The sequence below is a fragment of the Erwinia oleae genome, from assembly GCF_000770305.1.
GTDB lineage: Bacteria > Pseudomonadota > Gammaproteobacteria > Enterobacterales > Enterobacteriaceae > Erwinia > Erwinia oleae.
The window spans coordinates 67,851-87,447 of record NZ_JNVB01000024.1 but is presented as its reverse complement, the minus strand read 5'-3'; the positions used below and the strand labels follow the sequence as shown (position 1 = coordinate 87,447).

Sequence of the window (19,597 nt, the reverse complement as noted above, 5' to 3'; positions counted from 1 at the left end):
TCGAACGGGCGCGCGCAAACGCCCGTCGCGCCGGCCTGGCGGATCTGATTGAGTTTAGCGTGAAGGATGTCATCAGGCTTGAGAACCCGCTGCCGGATGGCCCGTCAGGTACGGTACTGAGCAACCCGCCGTATGGCGAGCGGCTGGACAGCGAACCGGCGCTGATTGCGCTGCACAGCCAGCTGGGCCGCATCATGAAAAGCCAGTTTGGCGGCTGGAACCTGTCGCTGTTCAGCGCCTCGCCAGAGTTATTAAGCTGTCTGCAACTGCGTGCCGGACGTCAGTTTAAGGCGAAAAACGGCCCGCTCGACTGCGTGCAGAAAAATTATCAGTTGGCGGTCAGCGCGTCGTCCGAAGGACGCGGACAGATTGCTGAAGATTATGCCAACCGTCTGCGTAAGAATCTTAAGAAGCTGGACAAATGGGCGCGCCAGGAAGGGATCGAATGCTATCGCGTTTACGATGCCGACCTGCCGGACTACAACGTGGCGGTGGATCGCTACGGCGACTGGATCGTGGTGCAGGAGTACGCGCCGCCAAAAACGATCGAGCCGGCAAAAGCGCGCCAGCGCCTTTTCGATGTCATATCCGCCACGCTCAGCGTGCTGGATCTGCCCTCGAACCGTCTGGTGCTGAAAACCCGCGAGCGGCAGAAGGGTAAAAGCCAGTATCAGAAGCTGGGCGAAAAAGGCGACTTCATGGAAGTCTCAGAGTTTAACGCGCGCCTGTGGGTCAATCTTACCGACTATCTGGATACCGGCCTGTTCCTCGATCACCGCATTGCCCGCAAAATGCTGGGCGAAATGAGCGACGGCAAAGATTTCCTGAATCTGTTTGCCTATACCGGCAGTGCCAGCGTGCATGCCGGCCTGGGCGGGGCGCGCAGCACCACTACGGTGGATATGTCGCGTACCTATCTGGAGTGGGCGGAGCGCAATCTGCGCCTTAACGATTTGACCGGACGGCAGCATCGCCTGATGCAGGCCGACTGCCTCAGCTGGCTGCGTGAATCAGACGAACAGTTCGACCTGATTTTTATCGATCCGCCCACCTTCTCCAACTCTAAACGCATGGAAGAGAGCTTCGACGTGCAGCGCGATCATCTGCAACTGATGAAAGATTTAAAGCGGCTGCTGCGCCGGGGCGGCACTATTATGTTCTCCAATAACAAACGCGGTTTCAAAATGGATCTTGCCGGACTCGCTGCGCTGAATTTAACCGCGCAGGAAATAACCGACAAAACCCAGTCGCAGGACTTTGCCCGCAACCGTCAGATCCATAACTGCTGGCTGATTACTCATGCCGGTAAGGAAGATGTTTAATGTCACTGATCAGTATCCATGGCGCCTACCTCTCCTTCAGCGACGCGCCGCTGTTAGATAATACCGAACTTCATATTGAAGAGAACGAGCGTGTCTGTCTGGTGGGCCGCAACGGCGCGGGCAAATCCACGCTGATGAAGATCATCAATCGCGAACAGCCGCTGGACGATGGTCGCATCATTTATGAACAGGATCTGGTGGTTTCGCGTTTGCAGCAGGACCCGCCGCGCGATGTTCAGGGTTCGGTTTATGACTTTGTTGCCGAAGGCGTCAACGAGCAGGCGGAGTATCTGAAAGCCTATCACGCCATTTCCCATCTGGTGATGACCGATCCCAGCGAAAAAAATCTCAATGAGATGGGGCGTCTTCAAAGCATTCTCGATCATCAAAACCTCTGGCAGCTTGAAAACCGCATTCATGACGTGCTGAAGCAGATCGGGCTGGAGGCGGATGCGCCGCTTTCATCGCTCTCGGGCGGCTGGCTGCGTAAAGCGGCGCTGGGCCGCGCGCTGGTCAGCAATCCGCGCGTACTGATGCTTGATGAACCGACTAACCATCTTGATATCGAAACCATCGACTGGCTGGAAGGCTTCCTGAAAACGTTCCAGGGCAGCATTATTTTTATCTCGCATGACCGCTCGTTTATTCGCAATATGGCGACGCGCATCGTCGATCTCGATCGCGGCAAACTGGTCTCCTGGCCAGGCGATTACGATCTCTACCTGACGTCAAAAGAAGAAGCGCTGCGTGTGGAAGAGATGCAGAACGCGGAGTTCGACCGCAAGCTGGCGCAGGAAGAGGTGTGGATCCGTCAGGGCATTAAAGCGCGCCGCACCCGTAACGAGGGCCGCGTCCGCGCGCTCAAAGCGTTGCGTAACGAACGTGCCGAGCGCCGTGAAGTGCTGGGCAAAGCCAATATGCAGGTCGAAGAAGCCAGCCGCTCCGGGAAGATTGTGTTTGAACTGGAGAACGTCAGCTATCGTGTGGCCGAAAAACAGCTGGTGCGGGATTTCTCCTCGCAGGTGCAGCGCAGCGACAAGATTGCGTTGATTGGCCCTAACGGCTGCGGGAAAACCACGCTGCTGAAGCTGATGCTCGGTCAGCTGAAAGCCGACAGCGGCCGCGTGCATATCGGTACCAAACTGGAAGTGGCCTATTTCGACCAGCATCGCGCCGAGCTGGACCCCGATCGTACCGTGATGGACAACCTCGCTGAGGGCAAGCAGGAAGTAATGGTGAACGGCAAGCCGCGTCACGTGCTTGGCTATTTGCAGGATTTTCTGTTTCATCCTAAACGCGCCATGACGCCGGTAAGAGCGCTCTCCGGCGGAGAACGTAACCGTCTGCTGCTGGCACGCCTGTTTCTCAAGCCCAGCAACCTGCTGATCCTTGATGAACCGACCAACGATCTGGATGTGGAAACGCTGGAGCTGCTGGAAGAACTGATCGACGGCTATCAGGGCACCGTGCTGCTGGTCAGCCACGATCGTCAGTTTGTGGATAATACCGTGACGGAATGCTGGATATTTGAAGGCAACGGCGATATCGGTGCCTTTGTCGGTGGTTATCACGATGCGCAGCAGCAGCGCGCGGCATCAAAGCAGTCGCGCGCGGCGATCAAAACCTCATCCGTTCCGCAGGAAAGCGTAAAAGCCGAGCCGGCAAAACGTGCAGCCGCTAAGATGAGTTATAACTTACAGCGCGAACTGGAACAGCTGCCGCAAAGAATGGAAGAACTGGAGAAGCAGCTCGAAACGCTTCAGGCGCAGGTCGCTGATGCCAGCTTTTTCGGCCAGCCGCATGAGGTAACGCAGCCCGTGCTGGATGCGCTGGCGCTGGCGGAACAGGATCTGGAAGCCGCCTTTGAACGCTGGGAATACCTTGAATCGTTGAAAAACGGCTAACCGCGAAGAGGTTAACTATGTGCGGTTCTCACCACCCCGACCGCTGGATGCTTTGCCCGCAGTGCGACCTGATGACCGAAGTGCCTGAGCTTGCGCCGGGCAGCAAAGCCAGTTGTCCGCGCTGCGATACCACGCTGGCCGCCGCCTGGGTGGAGCCGCAGCGTCGGCCAACGGGTTACGCGCTGGCGGCGCTGTTTATGCTGCTGCTGGCAAACCTGTTTCCCTTCGTTAATATGCACGTTGCCGGATTGAGCAGTCAGATCAGCCTGTGGCGTATTCCACAGGTGATGGTCTCTGAAGATTACAGCAGCCTGGCGACGCTGTTTATTCTGTTCGTGCAGGCGATGCCCGCCGTGTGCATGGTGGGGATTGTGCTGCTGGTCAATCCCGTTCGTTTGCCGCAGTCGCTCAGGCGAGGCATGGCGCGCGTGCTGTTTCAGTTGAAAAACTGGGGCATGGCCGAAATTTTTCTCGTCGGCGTGCTGGTGAGTTTCGTGAAGCTGATGGCCTATGGCGATATCGGCATTGGCACCAGTTTTGTTCCCTGGTGCCTTTTTTGTGTGCTGCAACTGCGCGCGTTTCAGTGCGTTGATCGGCGCTGGCTCTGGCAGCGGATCGCATCGCCGCCGCCTTTGCCGGCAGAGCCTGTGCCGGCCATCAGCGGGCTGCGCCAGGGGTTGCGCTCCTGCCGCTGCTGCACGGCGGTGCTGCCTGTTGATCAAACGGTTTGCCCGCGCTGCGGCACCGCTGGCCACGCGCGTCGCAGACACAGCCTGCAATGGACAATGGCGCTGCTCATCACCGCTTTTATGCTCTATATTCCGGCGAATCTGTTACCGATCATGGTGACGGAATCGCTGGGCAGTAAAACCCATTCGACGATTATGGCGGGCGTGGTGCTGCTGTGGAGTGACGGTTCGTATCCGGTTGCGCTGGTAATTTTTATCGCCAGCATCATGGTTCCCTCGTTGAAAATGCTGGCGATAGGCTGGCTCTGCTGGGATGCTCGCAGCAACGGGCCGACGCATCACGACAGCGAAAAAATGCACAAAATTTATGAGGTGGTCGAATTTGTTGGCCGCTGGTCGATGATCGACGTTTTTGTGATTGCCGTCCTCTCGGCGCTGGTGCGCATGGGCAGGTTAATGAGTATTTATCCCGCCATCGGGGCGTTGCTGTTTGCGATAGTGGTTATTCTGACCATGTTCGCGTCAATGACGTTCGATCCCCGACTGACGTGGGATCGATTACGTGAAAAGAGTTTTGAGGAGCCGAGCATTGAAGGAAAATAACCACCACAGCGCGAAGGTTGAGCAGATCAAACGCTGGTCGCCGGTCTGGATTGTCCCGATTGTCACCGTGCTTATCGGCGCGTGGATCCTGTTCTATCACTTCAGCCATCAGGGGCCGTTAGTTACGCTCATCACCACCAATGCGGAAGGCATCGAAGGCGGGAAAACCACCATTAAAAGCCGTAGCGTTGACGTTGGCGTGGTCGAAAGTGCCGTGCTGACCGATGACCTGCATCATGTTGAAATTACCGCCCGGCTCAATTCCGGCATGGAAAAATTGCTGAAGGAAGACAGCGCCTTTTGGGTGGTGAAACCTTCTATCGGCCGCGAAGGCGTGACCGGACTGGGGACATTGTTGTCCGGCGCCTATATCGAACTGCAACCCGGCAATAAGGGCGGTAAAAAAGAGCAATATCAACTGCTGGATTCACCGCCGCTGGCATCGCCAGATGCAAAAGGCGTCCATATCACCCTGGACAGTGCAAAAGCGGGGCAGCTAAACCCCGGCGATCCGGTGCTGTTCCGCGGTTATCGCGTGGGATCGGTTGAAACCAGCCAGTTCGATCCCGATAAGCGGATGATGACCTATCAACTGTTCATCACCGCGCCTTATGATCGCCTGGTTACCACCAACGTGCGTTTCTGGAAGGACAGCGGCATCGCCGTGGATATGTCCGCTTCCGGCATGCGGGTTGAAATGGGATCGCTCACCACGCTGTTCAGCGGCGGGGTCAGTTTTGATGTGCCCAACGGCTGGGAGCTGGGCGACGTGGCGGCCAATAAAGCGGAGTACAAGCTGTTTGACGATCAGCGCAGCATCCAGGATTCGCTTTATACCCTTCACAAAGATTTCCTGATGTTCTTCAGCGACTCGATTCGCGGCCTGCAACCCGGCGCGCCGGTAGAGTTCCGCGGTATTCGCCTGGGCACCGTGGCTGAAGTTCCGTACAAATCCAATAAAGTAGCGCAGCAGTTGGACAACGACTACCGCATTCCTGTGCTGATCCGTATCGAACCGGATCGCTTCCAGAGCATGCTCGGTAAAGATTTTGATATTGATCAGCATCTGAAAGACGGTATCAAAAATGGCCTCCGTGCTTCGCTGAAATCAGCGAACCTGCTGACCGGCTCGCTCTATATCGATCTGGATTTCTATAAAAATGCCAAACCTGTTGCCGGTGTCACGTCGTTTGCTGGCTATAAACTGATTCCAACTGTGAGCGGCGGCCTCGCGCAGATCCAGCAAAAACTGATGGATGCGTTGGATAAGATTAATAATCTGCCGCTCAATCCGGTGCTTAATGAGGCGACCGGCACGCTGAAAGAGAGCCAGAGGACGCTGCGTGAACTGCAAAAAACGCTGGATAATGTGAATCAAATCACTTCAAGCCAGTCGATGAAGGACTTGCCTGCGGATATGCAGCAGACCCTGCGTGAACTGAATCGCAGCATGAAGGGCTTCCAGCCTGGCTCACCGGCATATTCGCGTATGGTCGGTGATATGCAGCGTCTGGATCAGGTGCTTCGTGAACTTCAGCCCGTGCTGAAAACGCTGAACAGTAAGAGTAACGCGCTGGTATTTGAAGCGAAACCCGGTCAGGACCCACAGCCGAAGAGAGCGAAATAATGATGAGATGGATCCCCGTGGCGTTAGCGCTGGCCTTAACCGCCTGTAGCAGCACGCCAGAGACAAACTACTATCAGTTGCCTGCGGGCAATAAGCTGGCGACGGTCAGCAGTCAGGTTGATGCCGGTCGTCCGACGGTGTGGGTGGAGCATGTTAGCGTACCGGATTATCTGGCAGGCAATGGCGTTGTCTATCAAAGCAGCGATGTGCAGTACGTTATCGCCAGCAATAATCTGTGGGCCAGCCCGCTTGACCAGCAGCTACAGCAAACGCTGCTGGCGAACCTCAGCCAGGCGCTGCCGGGCAGTCTGGTTTCCGCGTCGCCGCTGGGTCAACAGCAGGACAAGCTGAACGTTAACGTTACTGGTTTTCACGGTCGCTACGACGGTCAGGCGATTGTCAGCGGTGAATGGGTGCTGGAACATCAGGGCAAAATAGAGAAACGCAGCTTTGCTCTGACCATGCCGCAGAACGAAGATGGGTACGATGCGCTGGTCCGCACGCTGGCGAAAGGCTGGCAGCAAGAAGCGAATGAAATCGCTAATGCGATCCGCAACAATCAATAAAAACTATTAATCTTAAGCACACAATCCCTGTCCGCTGCAAACACGTTTTTGCAGCGCACAGGGATTTTTCTTTTTTAACCAACTGCTTGCCGTTCTTTTTCACACCTTTAAACCGCTGAAGATGCCTTCCCACGTTTCATCCTGATGACGAAGCGGTGAAATTTGCGCATTGATTTTTATTTTTAAAGGCAGTAAAAAAGAAAGGTGGTTGCACGTTATTTAACCACTGATTTCTTTCCACCAGAGTCCACCTGACCTGAAAAAGAGGATTACAGGCATGATGAAGAGACAGAAACGAGATCGACTTGAACGGGCACATTCACGAGGTTATCAGGCCGGGATCTCCGGGCGATCCAAAGATATGTGCCCCTATCAACTGATAGATGCGAAATCTCACTGGTTGGGAGGCTGGCGACAAGCCATGGAGGACAGATCGGTTACCGTGTAGCCGGGTGTCAGTAAAGGGAAAACCTCCGCAAAGCGGAGGTTTTTTGATTCAGAAAGCAGAAGTATCTTTAAAAAGTCCGACTTTAAGATCGGTGGCGGTATAGATCACGTGACCATCTACCAGCACTTCGCCATCGGCCACGCCCATTACCAGTTTACGGTTGATAACGCGTTTGAAGTGAATACGATATGAAACTTTTTTCGCGGTTGGCAAAACCTGGCCAGTGAACTTCACTTCACCCACGCCGAGCGCACGGCCTTTGCCTTCAGCGCCCAGCCAGCCCAGATAAAATCCAACCAGCTGCCACATCGCATCCAGACCCAGACAGCCAGGCATCACCGGATCGCCAATAAAATGGCAGCCAAAGAACCAGAGATCGGGTGAAATATCCAGTTCGGCTTCAACAAAGCCTTTACCGTAGTTACCGCCGTCTTCGGTCATTTTTACCACGCGGTCCATCATCAGCATGTTGCCGGCAGGTAATGGCGGGCCTTCCGCGCCAAACAACTCTCCGCGACCAGAGGCAATGAGGTCTTCTTTTGTATAGGATTCGCGTTTATCTACCATGTTTTAAATAAGCCTTATTTTAGTGAACCACGAAGGTTAGCGAACAGGTGTATGCTGAACAAGTCCGATCAGCGCTGGTTAAACCAGTTGAGCCAGCGTAGCGGCCATGCGCGGTGGCGAGCATCCAGCTGATTAATATGTGCGATACGCTCCTGAATAGATCGTAGCAGACAGGGGCCCGTTTCTTTATCCCACTCTGCTCCCGTCAGCAGAGGCAGCGCTTCGTAAACGCTATTTACCGCCCAAATATGGAATTTTTCTTCACGCACGGCGTCAACAACCTCCTGCTGAAGCGAAAGATGTCTCACATTCGCCGCCGGAATGATAACGCCTTGTTTACCATCAAGATTGCGCTGATTACAGATGTGGAAAAAGCCCTCAATCTTTTCATTAAGACCGCCAACGGGCTGGACGCGGCCAAATTGATCGACCGACCCGGTCACGGCAATATGCTGAAAGATGGGCTGACTGGCCAGCGCGCTGATCAACGCACAAAGTTCTGCAAGCGAGGCGCTGTCGCCGTCTACTTCCGAATAGGACTGCTCAAAAACCAGTGATGCAGAGAAGGGAAGCTGTTGATCCAGCTCCAGTTCTGCTATCAACCAGGCCTGCATAATCATCATGCCTTTCGCATGAATATTGCCACCCAGCTCGGCTTTGCGCTCGACGTCGGTGAATTCGCCGTCGCCTACATGCACAACGCAGCTGATACGCGACGGTTCGCCAAAGGCGCGTGGATGACCAGGAAACTCTATCACGGAGAGCGCGTTAATCTGGCCGATGGTTTCGCCTTCGGTTTCAATAACAATCTGATCCAGCAGGATTTCATCACGCACGCGTTCGGCGAGAAAGCCCTCGCGCCAGGCCCGGCTCTCAAGCGCAGATTCAAGATCTTCACCTTTGATTTCAGCATCCGTGCAATACAGCGCCGCATCCTGAAGCTGGCGTGCAATCCACGCGGGACAGAGCGGCAGCGTATCCTGATCGCCGGTATAGCGTACGGCTTCGCGGATCAGTACGGGCCAGACGCTTTCCGCAACCGGCGGCAGGGCGTGGCGCGCGATAAGGGCAAAAACCCATTTAGCCCACAACACCAGCTCTTCCTCGCTGACAATCTGAATGTTCTCTTCAAATTCGCTGTAAATCGCCAGCGCAGTAAGTTCGGGCTCCATCTCCTGAAAATCAGCCAGCGCATCGCGTTCACCGGTCAACACCAGACGGAATTCCATTGGCATTGAAGGAATCGATAAAGGAAGCGGGCGCGTTTCGTCAGGAGAAAGCCATTCGAAGCGCTTGCTGGTCATGATCTGCTTTAAGCGAAGCCAGAGCAACGGCTGTGCCAGCAGGGTGCGAATGGAGAGGATCACTGTTCCGCCGTTCGCGCGGTGAAGCAGGCCTGGTTCAAGTTGAACCCTGTTTTGCTGAAGGCGAACGCAGCCAAAAAGCTGTTCGGCTTCAATCCAGTCAGCACGCCGCACGCCGCCCACGCTGGCAAAATTATCCTGCGCAGAACCGGCTGGCTGCCAGGTCACCGACGCGCCGTCAACGGTATAGCAGCCGCCGTAAATCTCAGGGGCATTGCCGTCGTCAAGCGTGGCAAGCTCATGCTGAAGCAGCGCCTGATAATCAACGGTTTCTGATGTTTTTACCATCATCAGCGGCATGCTTGCTGAGGTTGCCAGCAGCAGTTTTAGCCCGTCAAAAAGACGTGATTGAACCAGCGCAAAACAACTGGCGTCGGCGTCATATGCCTGTGCAAAAAAGGGCAGGATGCTGTCGGTATCAGGCTGTAAGTTACGCCATTCAAGTCGGTTGCTGGTCAAAGTTATCGTATTTATTCTCAATGAAAAGCGGCATTATACAAGATCTTAGTCCGTTAAGCATCGTAGACATACGCCGCTCTTCATGTTGAGATGATAACGATTCTGTTTTATCTGCGGTTGCGTAAGAAAAAACTGTTATTCTAACCCTGTTACGTGGACAGATGAGATTCCGATGAAATATCAGCAACTGGAAAATCTTGAAAGCGGTTGGAAATGGAAATATCTGGTGAAAAAGCACCGGGAAGGCGAGCAAATAACCCGCTACCTGGAGTTCAGTGCGGCGCAGGTTGCCGTAGAAGAATTACTGGCAATGGAAAATCGCCCGGTTGAAGTGCTTGCCTGGATCGAGGAACACATCAACCCTGCGCTGCAAAACAGAATGAAGCAGACCATCCGCGCTCGTCGCAAGCGTCATTTCAATGCCGAGCATCAGCATACACGCAAAAAATCTATCGACCTGGAATATCTGGTGTGGCAGCGCCTGGCAGGCCTCGCGCATCGCAGAAGCAGCACGCTATCAGAAACTATTGTTCAGCTGATTGAGGATGCTGAAAGAAAAGAGAAATATGCCAGCCAGATGTCATCCCTTAAGCAGGATCTGAAAGCCATACTTGGCAAACCAAATCCGTCATAACGGTATTTTCCGCACAATTTTCAGCAAAAAAAAACCCCGCAGCTGCGGGGTTTTTTCTGAATGAGGTAGCTTAGCCCTGAGGCTGAGTCACAACATCTTTGATGCCTTTAACTTCGATTTCTACGCGACGATCCGGTGCCAGGCAATCGATCAGGGCGTTACGGCCTTTCACGCTGTCACAGGTGTTGCCGGTAACAGGGTTAGTTTCACCCATACCGCGTGCAGAGATCTTGTTAGAAGGGATGCCTTTAGAAACGAGGTAGTCAACAACAGACTGAGCGCGTTTTTCAGACAGTTTCTGGTTGTACTGGTCAGAACCGATGCGGTCGGTGTAACCCAGAACAACAACGGAACCATCTTTAGGATCCATTGAGCTCAGCTGGGTGTACAGCTGATCCAGAGCCTGCTGACCTTCTGGCTTCAGAGAAGCTTTGTTGAAGGTGAACAGAACGTCAGACTTCAGTGTGAAACGCTTGGTTTCAACAACTGGCGCTGGCGCTGGAGCCGGAGCTGGTGCTGGAGCAGCAGCTTCATCCTGACCAAAGCGGTAAGACACGCCCAGGCTCAGCATGCCGTTATCAGGACGGGTGCCTACAGTCTGCGCATCGCCGATGTTGTTAACCCACTGATAGTCCAGACGCGTTGCCCAGTTTTTGTCCAGTGCATATTCGAAACCTACAGCAGCCAGCGGAGATACGCCGGTGTCGTGGTCGCTGATGCGGTTGCCAGTAGCGGTGTTCTGCTGAGTAGAGTCTGCACGCCATACCATACCACCCAGACGCGTGTACACGTCCAGATCGTCAGCAATTGGGTAGCTCAGTTTAGCAGCCAGCTGAATGCCCTGTGCTTTGAATGCGCCATTGACGTTATTGCCTTTATTAGGCATACGACCCAGCCAGTCATAACCCAGTTCGAAGCCCAGGTATTCGTTAGCCTGATAGCCACCGAATGCACCGGCGCCCAGCTGACTTTCATGAGTTGGGCCATCATTGTTGGTGTAACCGTTACCGTAGTAACCAGTGTCGTGATACTGAGACCAGCCCAGTTTCGCACCGGTATACCAGGTGTTATCTTTTGGGGCGGCCTGCGCTACGGTAGCGAAGCCAGCCAGTGCCACTGCAATTGCGATAGCTGTCTTTTTCATTTTTTGCGCCTCGTTATCATCCAAATAGGCAATGAGCTTTCATTAGCTCTTTGATTAAAATCCTTCGCCGGGTTATGTAAGCTCGATTGTGTCTCATCCAAAAAAGGTGATTATTGAGCACCCTGGCGACGTAAAGTCTACAACGTACCAGCAAAGTTACAAGTAAGATGTTACGTGAGTCAGTAAAAAAAAAGAGGTTTTCTACATAAATTTTCACATTTTCAGTGAAAATTTCTCAGGACTATATGATGCAAAATAGAGCTAACTCCTTGTCCGGCCGCGCCATAGCAATATCAGACGGTTACCGGTACAGGAAATAAAGGGCGCGCTGAGAAAAATCTTATTTTTACTTAATGATACAAAGTTGAGTGAATTTTTAACCCATTAAGCGGTCTTGAAGGCGCACAATTTGCGCGATCCGGACACATGATCAGGCCTAAAGCCTGACCTGAACGCGCAGCCTGTTGAAGTCTGCACCGTTCACTGACCGAAATTTCTTCAGAAATCCAACCCAGCACAACACTGTAATTACCCGTTTGTAGCGCTTTAATCATTGCTTCAACCGTGGTTATCGCTTCGGTTGGCGGCACCTGCATAACTTTATTCAATGGCAGGCCGGCATCGCGTAACCAGTTACGGCTAAGTTTGTGCGGCGGCGTCAACCAGAGCTGCCAGCGCGATTGCGTGCCTAGTTGCTGTAGCAGAGGCAGTAAAAGCAATTGGGTCAGTCCGGGCTGATTTTCACTATAGACGAGTTCGCTAATCAAACCCGGCGCAGCGGAAAAATCAGAGATCGCGCTGGCAGAGGTCTCACTGTACCTGCGGTTAACGCGATGTTTTTTCAGAGAGTGAGTTTGCATGGTAGCTTCGCCTGTAGTGATACTGTATGGATAAACAGTATCCTGTGCGAAACTAAAGATCAACATGAATTTTTTGAAAATGCTTCGCAAAAATGCGATGAAAATGGCCGTAACGCTAATTAGTAATTGAACCTGTAATCGCTATTGCATACTTTCTCTCTTGCATAAGGAAACGCCTTCGGACTCTGGTAGCTGAAGGCAAAAAGGAGAAAAAGATGTATCACTCAAAAATAAAAATAGCACAGGCCAAACAAGAACTTATCGAACTGGGTAATATAGACAGCAGAAGCCAGTTTGGTGGGTACAGTTTATCGATTGATAAAGTTGTTTTTGCGCTGGTATCGGAAGGAGAGCTCTATCTTCGCGCTTGTGAACAGGTGAAACCCTACCTTATTGAACACGACATGCAGCCGCTATGCCTCAAGAAAAGGGGCATTCCAATTATTCTTGATTACTATCGCGTAGATTCGGAACTGTGGAAATCGCCCGGGCAGCTTCTGACGTTAAGCCAGTTATGTCTTGAGGGCGCTCGCCAACAGCGTGCGCTTGATTCAAGCAACATAAGGCTGAAGGATTTACCTAACCTCAGTATACGTATCGAACATCAGCTTCGCAGAGTGGGTATTGATACCGTTGAGCGGCTGAAGCAGGAGGGCGCAAAAGCATGTTGGCTCAGATTGCGCGCCAGCAATACCAACCTCAGTCTCAATGTCTTATATGCCCTGGAAGGTGCTATTCGCGGCCATCACTGTCAGGCATTACCCCAGTCAGTGAAAGATGAGCTGTTCTGCTGGTATTGCCAGACGGTGTAAGCGCATATTGCCGCTTTAGCACTGAGTTAATGGTTCTGAATGTGGGTCTTTAATTGCGCTATTTCCGGCAGCAGCGTTACCAGTAATCCGACCTGCTGCAAAATTAATGGCTCTTTTGTTTCAGGATCGGCGTCCAGAATGGCAATCTGATGCGCAAGATCGGCAAGTTGACGCTGTGCCTTCTCTTCATTAATGGGATCGCTATGCAGAATGTCGTCGACATAGCAAACGGCGTCATCCATCAGCGTCAACATTGCCTCACGGGTAATTTTTTCACGGTGGGCACCTAACGCAGAGATATAACTCAAAAACGAGTGATTCAGACATAACAAGCGAAAGGCTGCCTCCCGTGTACCCGGCAACGTATTTTTTTCTGCTGAGATATTTGACACGACTGAAGCCAGTTCCGCATCGCCGTTATGGGCATCACGCCGCGCAATGCGATAATCAAGGCGATTGTCTTTACCCTGATGGTATTGCACAAGGATGGCATCGAGATAACGGCAATTGGCTTTTAGCGTCCGTTCTGCAACCGAAGAGAGACGTCGAAAGCGCCAGTCCGGCCAGATAAAAGCCACCGCCAGCCAGGCAATGCCGCAGCCGAGAAGCGTATCCACCACGCGCGGCAACGCCACCTCAAAACCTTCACCGAGCAGGTTGAAGCAGAAAAGAACCAGCAGGGTAATGAACATCGTGGCATGCGCATATTGTGACTGACGAAATGCGAAAAACAGCACGCCGGAAGCCACAATTAATACAAGCTGACCCTCAACGGAGGGCACCAGCCAGAGTAGTGGCAGGCCTGTAACGATACCTGCCAGCGTACCGGCGATGCGCAGCGCCAGGCGCCGTCGGGTTGCGTTATAGTTTGGCTGGCAAACAAAAAGGCTGGTCAGCAATATCCAGTAGCCGTGTTGCATACCCGTTAGCTGAATAAAGGTGTAGCCAGCGCACAGCAGCAAGGACATCCGCACCGCGTGGCGAAAAAGGGGAGATTCCGGTGAAAGATGTCGACTGAATCGCAGCCTGATATCTGCCCAGCCGTTCAACCCTTCGCTTGAGAGGGTGTTATCAACGCCTGCGGCCAGCGCCTGTTCAGATTCAACCGTCGCCAGCTGTGCGTCTATAGCTTTCAGGTTATTAAGAAGATAATGCATCGCTTTGATATCGCTGTTTGCCGGCCGGTCTTTTTCCAGACGATCGAGCGTTTCATTCAGATGCAAGAACGCGCGTTCGAAGCGCGGATCGTGTTGATAGGTATCCCGCATTAGAATGCAGCCTGCAAGTTGCTGACAGGCTCTTGACTGCATAGAGAGCAGGCGCTGGAAGCGAAACAAAACGTCGCTGTCGCGATATTCATGGCGCAACGCATGATATTGCGCGTGAGAGGAGCTGACACGCTCATGAATATCCTGCGCAATGAAATAGTAGTGCAGCGTTCTGCGGGTGCCGCGCTGGCCGCGATCGCCGCGCAGGCGGGACTGAATGGAGTTTTTTGCCTGATTAAGCGTAGCCACGAGCTTGCCGTTGGCCATCGCCATTTCAATCAGTGACGGGCTGTCATCCTCTAAATCGGGATCGAACAATCCTGCCTTCGCTTCCAGGCATACCGCCAGTTCTTCAAAGCAGCGCGCCATGTTTTCCTGAAGCGGACGTACCGGAAAAATGAGGTGTCCGGCCAGCGTCAGCAGGTTGTACCAGATGGCACCCGTCAGCAAAAGAATGGGTTGCACATACCACTGTGGAAAGAGCTGAATGCCCAGCAGCGTATAAATGGCGATCAGCAGCGCACCAAAGGCGATGGTGGCATAGCGCTGTCCCAGCGAACCTAAAAGGATAAATCCCCAAGTGGATACCGCCAGCCCCAGCGTAAACAGCCACGGCGTCGGGGCAAGCAGCTCAACTGAAACCGAGGCAACGCAAAAGCATACAAGCGTAATCAACAGGTTGCGCAGTCTGCCCGCCAGGCGGTCGTCCAAATCTGCCAGCGCCGCCGCCACCACTCCAAGCGTAAGGGGGATGGTCCACGTTATCTGATCCATAAACCAGGGCACGCTCGCCGTACCCGCAAGCGCAAAGAAAATTCGCAGGTTGTAGAAAAGCGCGCTGTTATAAGCATACCGACGCAGGCCGGAGGTAAACGTTAGGCGCATGTCGATCTCAGTTAAAACGGCTGCGGGCGTTTGCCTCGCGAGCGGCCTGAGCCACTTCCACTGAAACCACGCGGCGCCCTACGGGCCATAAAGCAATGGCGGCAATTTTAAAATGCGCAATACCGACAGGAATGCCAATCAACGTCAGGCACTGCGCTATACCAGTGAGGACATGTAAGATGCACAGCCACCAGCCAAAAAAGATCAGCCAGATAATATTCAGCAGGCTGCCGCTGGTGTTCAGCAGAGCATTTTTTCTGTCCGGATAGAGCGCATCAACGTGTACCGCTTCATTGCCGTAGGGCAGAAGGGATAGTTTGGTTATCTCCCAACAGGAGCGGGTTAACGGTAGGGTAAAGACAAAAACAATGCTGGCTACCGTGGCAAACAGCCAGCAGAGCGTGAGGAAAAATCCACCCAAAAAGAAATTCAGAACATTTAAAACGGTACGCATAGTAGTTTCCCTGAAACGTGCAGAACGCAATGCGCTGATTGTACCGCGTTTTAAGGCTGGAGCGGTACACTGTGGACGGGTAAACTAACGCCAGAACCGTTAACAGCAGCCAGGGTCTCTTCATGGAACTGAAAGCAACATCGTTGGGTAAGCATCTGGCGCAGCATCCATACAACCGCGTGCGGCTGCTGACCGCTGGCGTTGAAGTCAGCGGAGAGAAGCATCAATACCTGATCCCGTTCAATCAACTGCTGGACATCACGTGCAAACGCGGCCTGGTGTGGGGCGAGCTGGAATTTACCCTGCCGGACAAAAAAGTTGTGAGACTACACGGCACGGAATGGCAGGAAACCCAACGCTTTTATCATGTGCTAAGCCAGCAGTGGCGGCGCTGGAGCGAAGAGATGAGCGCGGTCGCAGCAGGTGTTCTGGATGAGCAGGTGACAAAACTCAGCGGGTTTGAACAGCAGGACAAGTGGCTGAAACGTAAAGATATGGCGGGGTGCCGTGAGAGCATTCTTCAGGCATTTGCGTCGCTACCGTTACCCACGTCGCGCCTGGTCGCGTTCGATAACTGCCGGGAAGCTTATCATCACTGCCTGCAATGGCTGGACAGCAGTGAAGCAACGCGACAGAAGAGAAACGCTCAATGGACTGAAAAAATGCTCGACGCGCATGCTGACTTTTTCAACCGTGTAGAAACTTCACCTCTCAATGCCTCTCAGGCAAAAGCGGTGGTCAACGGCGAAGAGGCGCTGCTGGTGCTGGCAGGCGCGGGCAGCGGCAAAACGTCGGTACTGGTCGCGCGCGCAGGATGGTTGCTGCTTCGTAAGCAGGCGACGCCGCAGGAGATCCTTCTGCTGGCCTTCGGGCGCAAAGCCGCTGAAGAGATGAACGAGCGTATCAGCGCGCGTCTTGATGCCAAAGGCATTGAAGCGCGAACATTTCATTCGCTCGCGCTGAACATTATTCAGCAGGGCAGCAATAAAACGCCCGCTATCAGCAGGCTGGAAACTGACATCGCGCTGCGCCATAAATTACTTATTGATACCTGGCGTCAGCAGTGTAGCGAGAAAAAAGCGCACGCCAACGGCTGGCGTCAGTGGTTACAGGACGAGCTGGACTGGACCTCGGATGAAAGCGCCTTCTGGCAGGACGATCGGCTTGCCGGCAGGCTGGCGGGACGGCTTGAGCGCTGGCTTGGGCTGATGCGGATGCACGGCGGCGCGCAGGCGGCAATGATTGACTCTGCGCCTGAAGAGGTTCGCGAGCTGTTCAGCAAACGCGTAAAACTGATGGCGCCCATCATGAAAGCCTGGAAAGGCGCGCTAAAAGAAGAGGGCGCGGTTGATTTTTCAGGGCTTATCCATCAGGCGGTGAACATCCTTGATAAGGGACGTTTCATCAGTCCCTGGAAGCATATTCTGGTTGATGAATTTCAGGATATTTCACCGCAGCGCGCGGCGCTGTTGACGGCACTGAGAAGACAAAACAAACAAACCACGCTGTTTGCTGTAGGGGATGACTGGCAGGCCATCTATCGCTTCAGCGGTGCGGAAATGACGCTAACCACCGCTTTTCATCACTATTTTGGCGAAGGCGATCGTTGCGTACTGGATACGACTTACCGGTTCAACGATCGCATTGGTGAAAAAGCCAATGGCTTTATCCAGCGCAATCCGCATCAGTTAAAAAAAGCGCTGAACAGTTTGAGCAAAGGCAATAAAAAGTCCATTTCACTGCTGCCTGAATCCCAGTTGGAAGATCTGCTTAATAAAATTAGCGGTTATGCCCGGCCAGAGGAGCGGGTTTTGATCCTCGCGCGTTATCATTTTCTGCGCCCTGCGCTGATGGACAAAGCAAAAACCCGCTGGCCAAAACTTAAAGTTGAATTTTTAACTATCCATGCCAGCAAAGGACAGCAGGCGGATTATGTATTGCTGCTTGGATTAGAAGAGGGCCGGGAAGGATTTCCGGCACCGACGCGGGAATCGGTAATCGAGCAGGCCCTGCTCCCAACGCCGGAAGATTTTCCCGATGCGGAGGAGCGCCGGCTTGCCTATGTCGCGATTACACGCGCAAAGCAGCAGGTGTGGCTGCTTTATAATAAAGAAAATCCGTCGGTATTTGTTGAAGAATTCAGGCAGCTCGGCGTGCCGATACTGCGCAGGCCCTAGCGCAGTTACTTCAGGCGCTCTGCAAGATAGCGCTGATAATCAGGAATGCTGATATCAATCTGCTGTGCAAAAAGCGGCGAATGGATAATAAAATCGGCGGTGCTGCGGTTTGTGGCCACCGGGATATTCCAGACGGTTGCCAGCCGCAGCAGGGCTTTGACATCAGGATCGTGCGGAACGGCATTCAGCGGATCCCAAAAGAAGAACAGCACATCAATTTTCGATTCAGAGATCAGCGCGCCCACCTGCTGATCGCCACCCATCGGGCCGCTGAGCATCGCTTCAACCGGCAGGCCGGTTGCACGTTGAATAAGATTGCCTGTGGTGCCGGTCGCATAAAGAGTATGCGCTTTCAGCACGTCTTTATGGATATCAACCCACTGCATCAGCGACGTTTTGCAGTGATCGTGCGCAACCAGCGCGATGTGTTTTTTCTTCTGAATTGTACGGGTGGTAAGATCCATGCCGGTTTCCTGGTTCGTAGCAGATGACGACAGAACAGGTCTGCCCAATCGCGTATCGAGTTTAGGCTGTCAAACGACAGACATCAACTGGTTCGCAGCGCCTGCATCAGCAGAACCAGGCGTTGACGCGTGGCGGAGTCCACCTGACGATACCAGAGCTGAAGCAGACGACCGGTAGGATGTTCCATGCTTACCATGTCGGTGGACATATTGTCAGCCGGCGCGTTGGAGAGATGGGGTTGGGCAAAACGCGGAACGGAAGCAACGTTACGCTGAAGATTATAGGCGATCATCGCCTGTTCGAAGTTGCTCTCATTACTCGAAAGATAATCACGCTGGCTATTGATGGTCGCGCCGTGCTCGTCAATCAGTTCAAAATAAGGATGTTTATCAAAGGCTTTCCCCTGCTGGAGCGTCTCCAGCGGCGGGAGTTTGATAGCGATTGACTCTGCCTGGGCTGTAAACGTTACAATCAGCGGAGCAGAGATCCATGATGAGCCCCTGTGCGAATTTTTTTGCAGATCCTTTTCAACGCGAAACAGTAATTGATGCTGCCCGCGATCAAGCTCCAGGCCGTCGGCACCTTTGAGTAGCGAACCGGAAATTTTACGTCCATCAAGGACCAACAGGTCAATATCCGAAGCGAGCTTAAGGGTGGTTGCCTGCGAAGATGCCGCAGTTACCATTATCAATAAGCCTGCCATGACCAGACGCAGCTTCATTCTTTCTCCAATGCGCAGCAGTGCGTAAGCGCTGAATGTATCAATTTTTTTCAGTAAAGCAGAATGTTTACATTTTAACATATTTATTTGTGCGGTATGGCCTTATTTTTTGCTGTTATGACGCTGGTTTATTCCATAAATGCTGTCAGCGCATAGACTAAAAGGGAAGGTCATAAGGAGAAAGTCATGAATGATAAAATGATTGCTGAACTGCTGACATCTACGCGCCATATCGCGCTGGTTGGTGCGAGCGATAAAACCCATCGGGCAAGTTATGGTGTAATGAAGTGGCTGCTTTCGCAAGGTTATAAAGTGACGCCGGTGAGTCCAAAGCTTGACGGGCAGATGCTGTTGGGGCAGAGAGTTTATAGCAGACTGGAAGACATTCCCGAAGCGGTGGATATGGTGGATGTTTTCAGAAACAGCGAAGCGGCGTATGGCGTGGCGCAGGAAGCGATTGCCATCGGGGCAAAATCGCTCTGGTTACAGCTGGGCGTCATCAATCAGCAGGCTGCTGAACTGGCAGAAAAAGCCGGGCTGAAAGTGGTGATGGATCGCTGTCCTAAGATCGAAATTCCACGTCTTGGTCTTGAAAAGCGCTGAGTAAAAACCCCGCCGGGCGGGGTTT

The 19,597-nt window shown here is 53.1% G+C and carries 18 protein-coding genes; 10 read left to right on the top strand and 8 right to left on the bottom strand.

Annotated elements, in window-relative coordinates; all coding sequences use genetic code 11:
• The 6 genes from rlmKL to rmf all read left to right on the top strand — a co-directional run.
• On the top strand, positions 1-1,322 hold a 1,322-nt coding region (gene rlmKL / locus GS12_RS10055), incomplete at its 5' end, for a bifunctional 23S rRNA (guanine(2069)-N(7))-methyltransferase RlmK/23S rRNA (guanine(2445)-N(2))-methyltransferase RlmL (RefSeq protein WP_034946469.1).
• Complete coding sequence (locus GS12_RS10050; RefSeq protein WP_034946467.1) at positions 1,322-3,226, top strand: ABC transporter ATP-binding protein; 1,905 nt, start codon at positions 1,322-1,324, stop codon at positions 3,224-3,226. The genes rlmKL and GS12_RS10050, both read left to right, overlap by 1 nt.
• Before the next feature lie 17 nt (positions 3,227-3,243).
• The gene (gene pqiA, locus GS12_RS10045) at positions 3,244-4,518 is read left to right on the top strand and encodes a membrane integrity-associated transporter subunit PqiA (RefSeq protein WP_034913876.1); all 1,275 of its coding nucleotides are present in this window, start codon (positions 3,244-3,246) and stop codon (positions 4,516-4,518) included.
• On the top strand, positions 4,505-6,145 hold the full coding sequence (gene pqiB, locus GS12_RS10040) for an intermembrane transport protein PqiB (RefSeq protein WP_034946464.1): 1,641 nt from the start codon (positions 4,505-4,507) through the stop codon (positions 6,143-6,145). The genes pqiA and pqiB overlap by 14 nt, the downstream gene beginning before the upstream one ends.
• Positions 6,145-6,711 carry a membrane integrity-associated transporter subunit PqiC gene (gene pqiC / locus GS12_RS10035; protein WP_034946461.1) on the top strand — a complete coding sequence of 189 codons (567 nt, stop codon included), beginning with the start codon at positions 6,145-6,147 and terminating at the stop codon, positions 6,709-6,711. Before pqiB ends, pqiC begins: the two co-directional genes overlap by 1 nt.
• 280 nt (positions 6,712-6,991) lie before the next feature.
• Positions 6,992-7,159, top strand: coding sequence for a ribosome modulation factor (gene rmf / locus GS12_RS23315; protein WP_072016874.1), 168 nt, complete (start codon positions 6,992-6,994; stop codon positions 7,157-7,159).
• A 48-nt stretch (positions 7,160-7,207) separates the two neighbouring features.
• On the opposite strand, the gene fabA is transcribed toward rmf, so the two are convergent.
• Both fabA and GS12_RS10025 read right to left on the bottom strand, forming a co-directional pair.
• Positions 7,208-7,726, bottom strand: a complete 519-nt coding sequence (gene fabA, locus GS12_RS10030) for a bifunctional 3-hydroxydecanoyl-ACP dehydratase/trans-2-decenoyl-ACP isomerase (protein ID WP_034913884.1) — start codon at positions 7,724-7,726, stop codon at positions 7,208-7,210.
• Positions 7,727-7,794: 68 nt separating this feature from the next.
• Positions 7,795-9,549, bottom strand: a complete 1,755-nt coding sequence (locus tag GS12_RS10025; RefSeq protein WP_034946459.1) for an AAA family ATPase — start codon at positions 9,547-9,549, stop codon at positions 7,795-7,797.
• Between the two features lie 172 nt (positions 9,550-9,721).
• Between GS12_RS10025 and matP the strand changes: the two genes are divergently transcribed.
• On the top strand, positions 9,722-10,183 hold the full coding sequence (gene matP / locus GS12_RS10020) for a macrodomain Ter protein MatP (RefSeq protein WP_034946456.1): 462 nt from the start codon (positions 9,722-9,724) through the stop codon (positions 10,181-10,183).
• Between the two features lie 70 nt (positions 10,184-10,253).
• On the opposite strand, the gene ompA is transcribed toward matP, so the two are convergent.
• Both ompA and sulA read right to left on the bottom strand, forming a co-directional pair.
• On the bottom strand, positions 10,254-11,327 hold the full coding sequence (gene ompA, locus GS12_RS10015; protein ID WP_034913892.1) for a porin OmpA: 1,074 nt from the start codon (positions 11,325-11,327) through the stop codon (positions 10,254-10,256).
• A 350-nt stretch (positions 11,328-11,677) separates the two neighbouring features.
• Entirely contained in the window at positions 11,678-12,187 is a 510-nt protein-coding gene (gene sulA, locus GS12_RS10010) for an SOS-induced cell division inhibitor SulA (protein ID WP_034946453.1), read from the bottom strand.
• 215 nt (positions 12,188-12,402) lie between these two features.
• On the opposite strand from sulA, the gene GS12_RS10005 reads away from it, so the two are divergent.
• Entirely contained in the window at positions 12,403-12,999 is a 597-nt protein-coding gene (locus tag GS12_RS10005) for a TfoX/Sxy family DNA transformation protein (protein WP_034946449.1), read from the top strand.
• Between the two features lie 26 nt (positions 13,000-13,025).
• Here GS12_RS10005 and yccS read toward each other — a convergent pair whose 3' ends face one another.
• Both yccS and GS12_RS09995 read right to left on the bottom strand, forming a co-directional pair.
• Complete coding sequence (yccS, locus tag GS12_RS10000; RefSeq protein WP_034946447.1) at positions 13,026-15,152, bottom strand: YccS family putative transporter; 2,127 nt, start codon at positions 15,150-15,152, stop codon at positions 13,026-13,028.
• A 7-nt stretch (positions 15,153-15,159) separates the two neighbouring features.
• Positions 15,160-15,606, bottom strand: a complete 447-nt coding sequence (locus tag GS12_RS09995; protein ID WP_034946445.1) for a YccF domain-containing protein — start codon at positions 15,604-15,606, stop codon at positions 15,160-15,162.
• Positions 15,607-15,728: 122 nt separating this feature from the next.
• On the opposite strand from GS12_RS09995, the gene helD reads away from it, so the two are divergent.
• Positions 15,729-17,783, top strand: a complete 2,055-nt coding sequence (gene helD, locus GS12_RS09990) for a DNA helicase IV (protein WP_034946443.1) — start codon at positions 15,729-15,731, stop codon at positions 17,781-17,783.
• A gap of 5 nt (positions 17,784-17,788) precedes the next feature.
• Here helD and mgsA read toward each other — a convergent pair whose 3' ends face one another.
• Complete coding sequence (gene mgsA / locus GS12_RS09985; RefSeq protein ID WP_034913910.1) at positions 17,789-18,247, bottom strand: methylglyoxal synthase; 459 nt, start codon at positions 18,245-18,247, stop codon at positions 17,789-17,791.
• A gap of 83 nt (positions 18,248-18,330) precedes the next feature.
• Positions 18,331-18,969: a YccT family protein gene (locus GS12_RS09980; RefSeq protein ID WP_034946492.1), complete on the bottom strand. Its 639-nt coding sequence runs from the start codon at positions 18,967-18,969 to the stop codon at positions 18,331-18,333.
• 186 nt (positions 18,970-19,155) lie between these two features.
• Here GS12_RS09980 and GS12_RS09975 point away from each other — a divergent pair, with 186 nt between their 5' ends.
• Entirely contained in the window at positions 19,156-19,572 is a 417-nt protein-coding gene (locus GS12_RS09975) for a CoA-binding protein (protein ID WP_034946441.1), read from the top strand.
• Positions 19,573-19,597 lie beyond the last annotated feature (25 nt).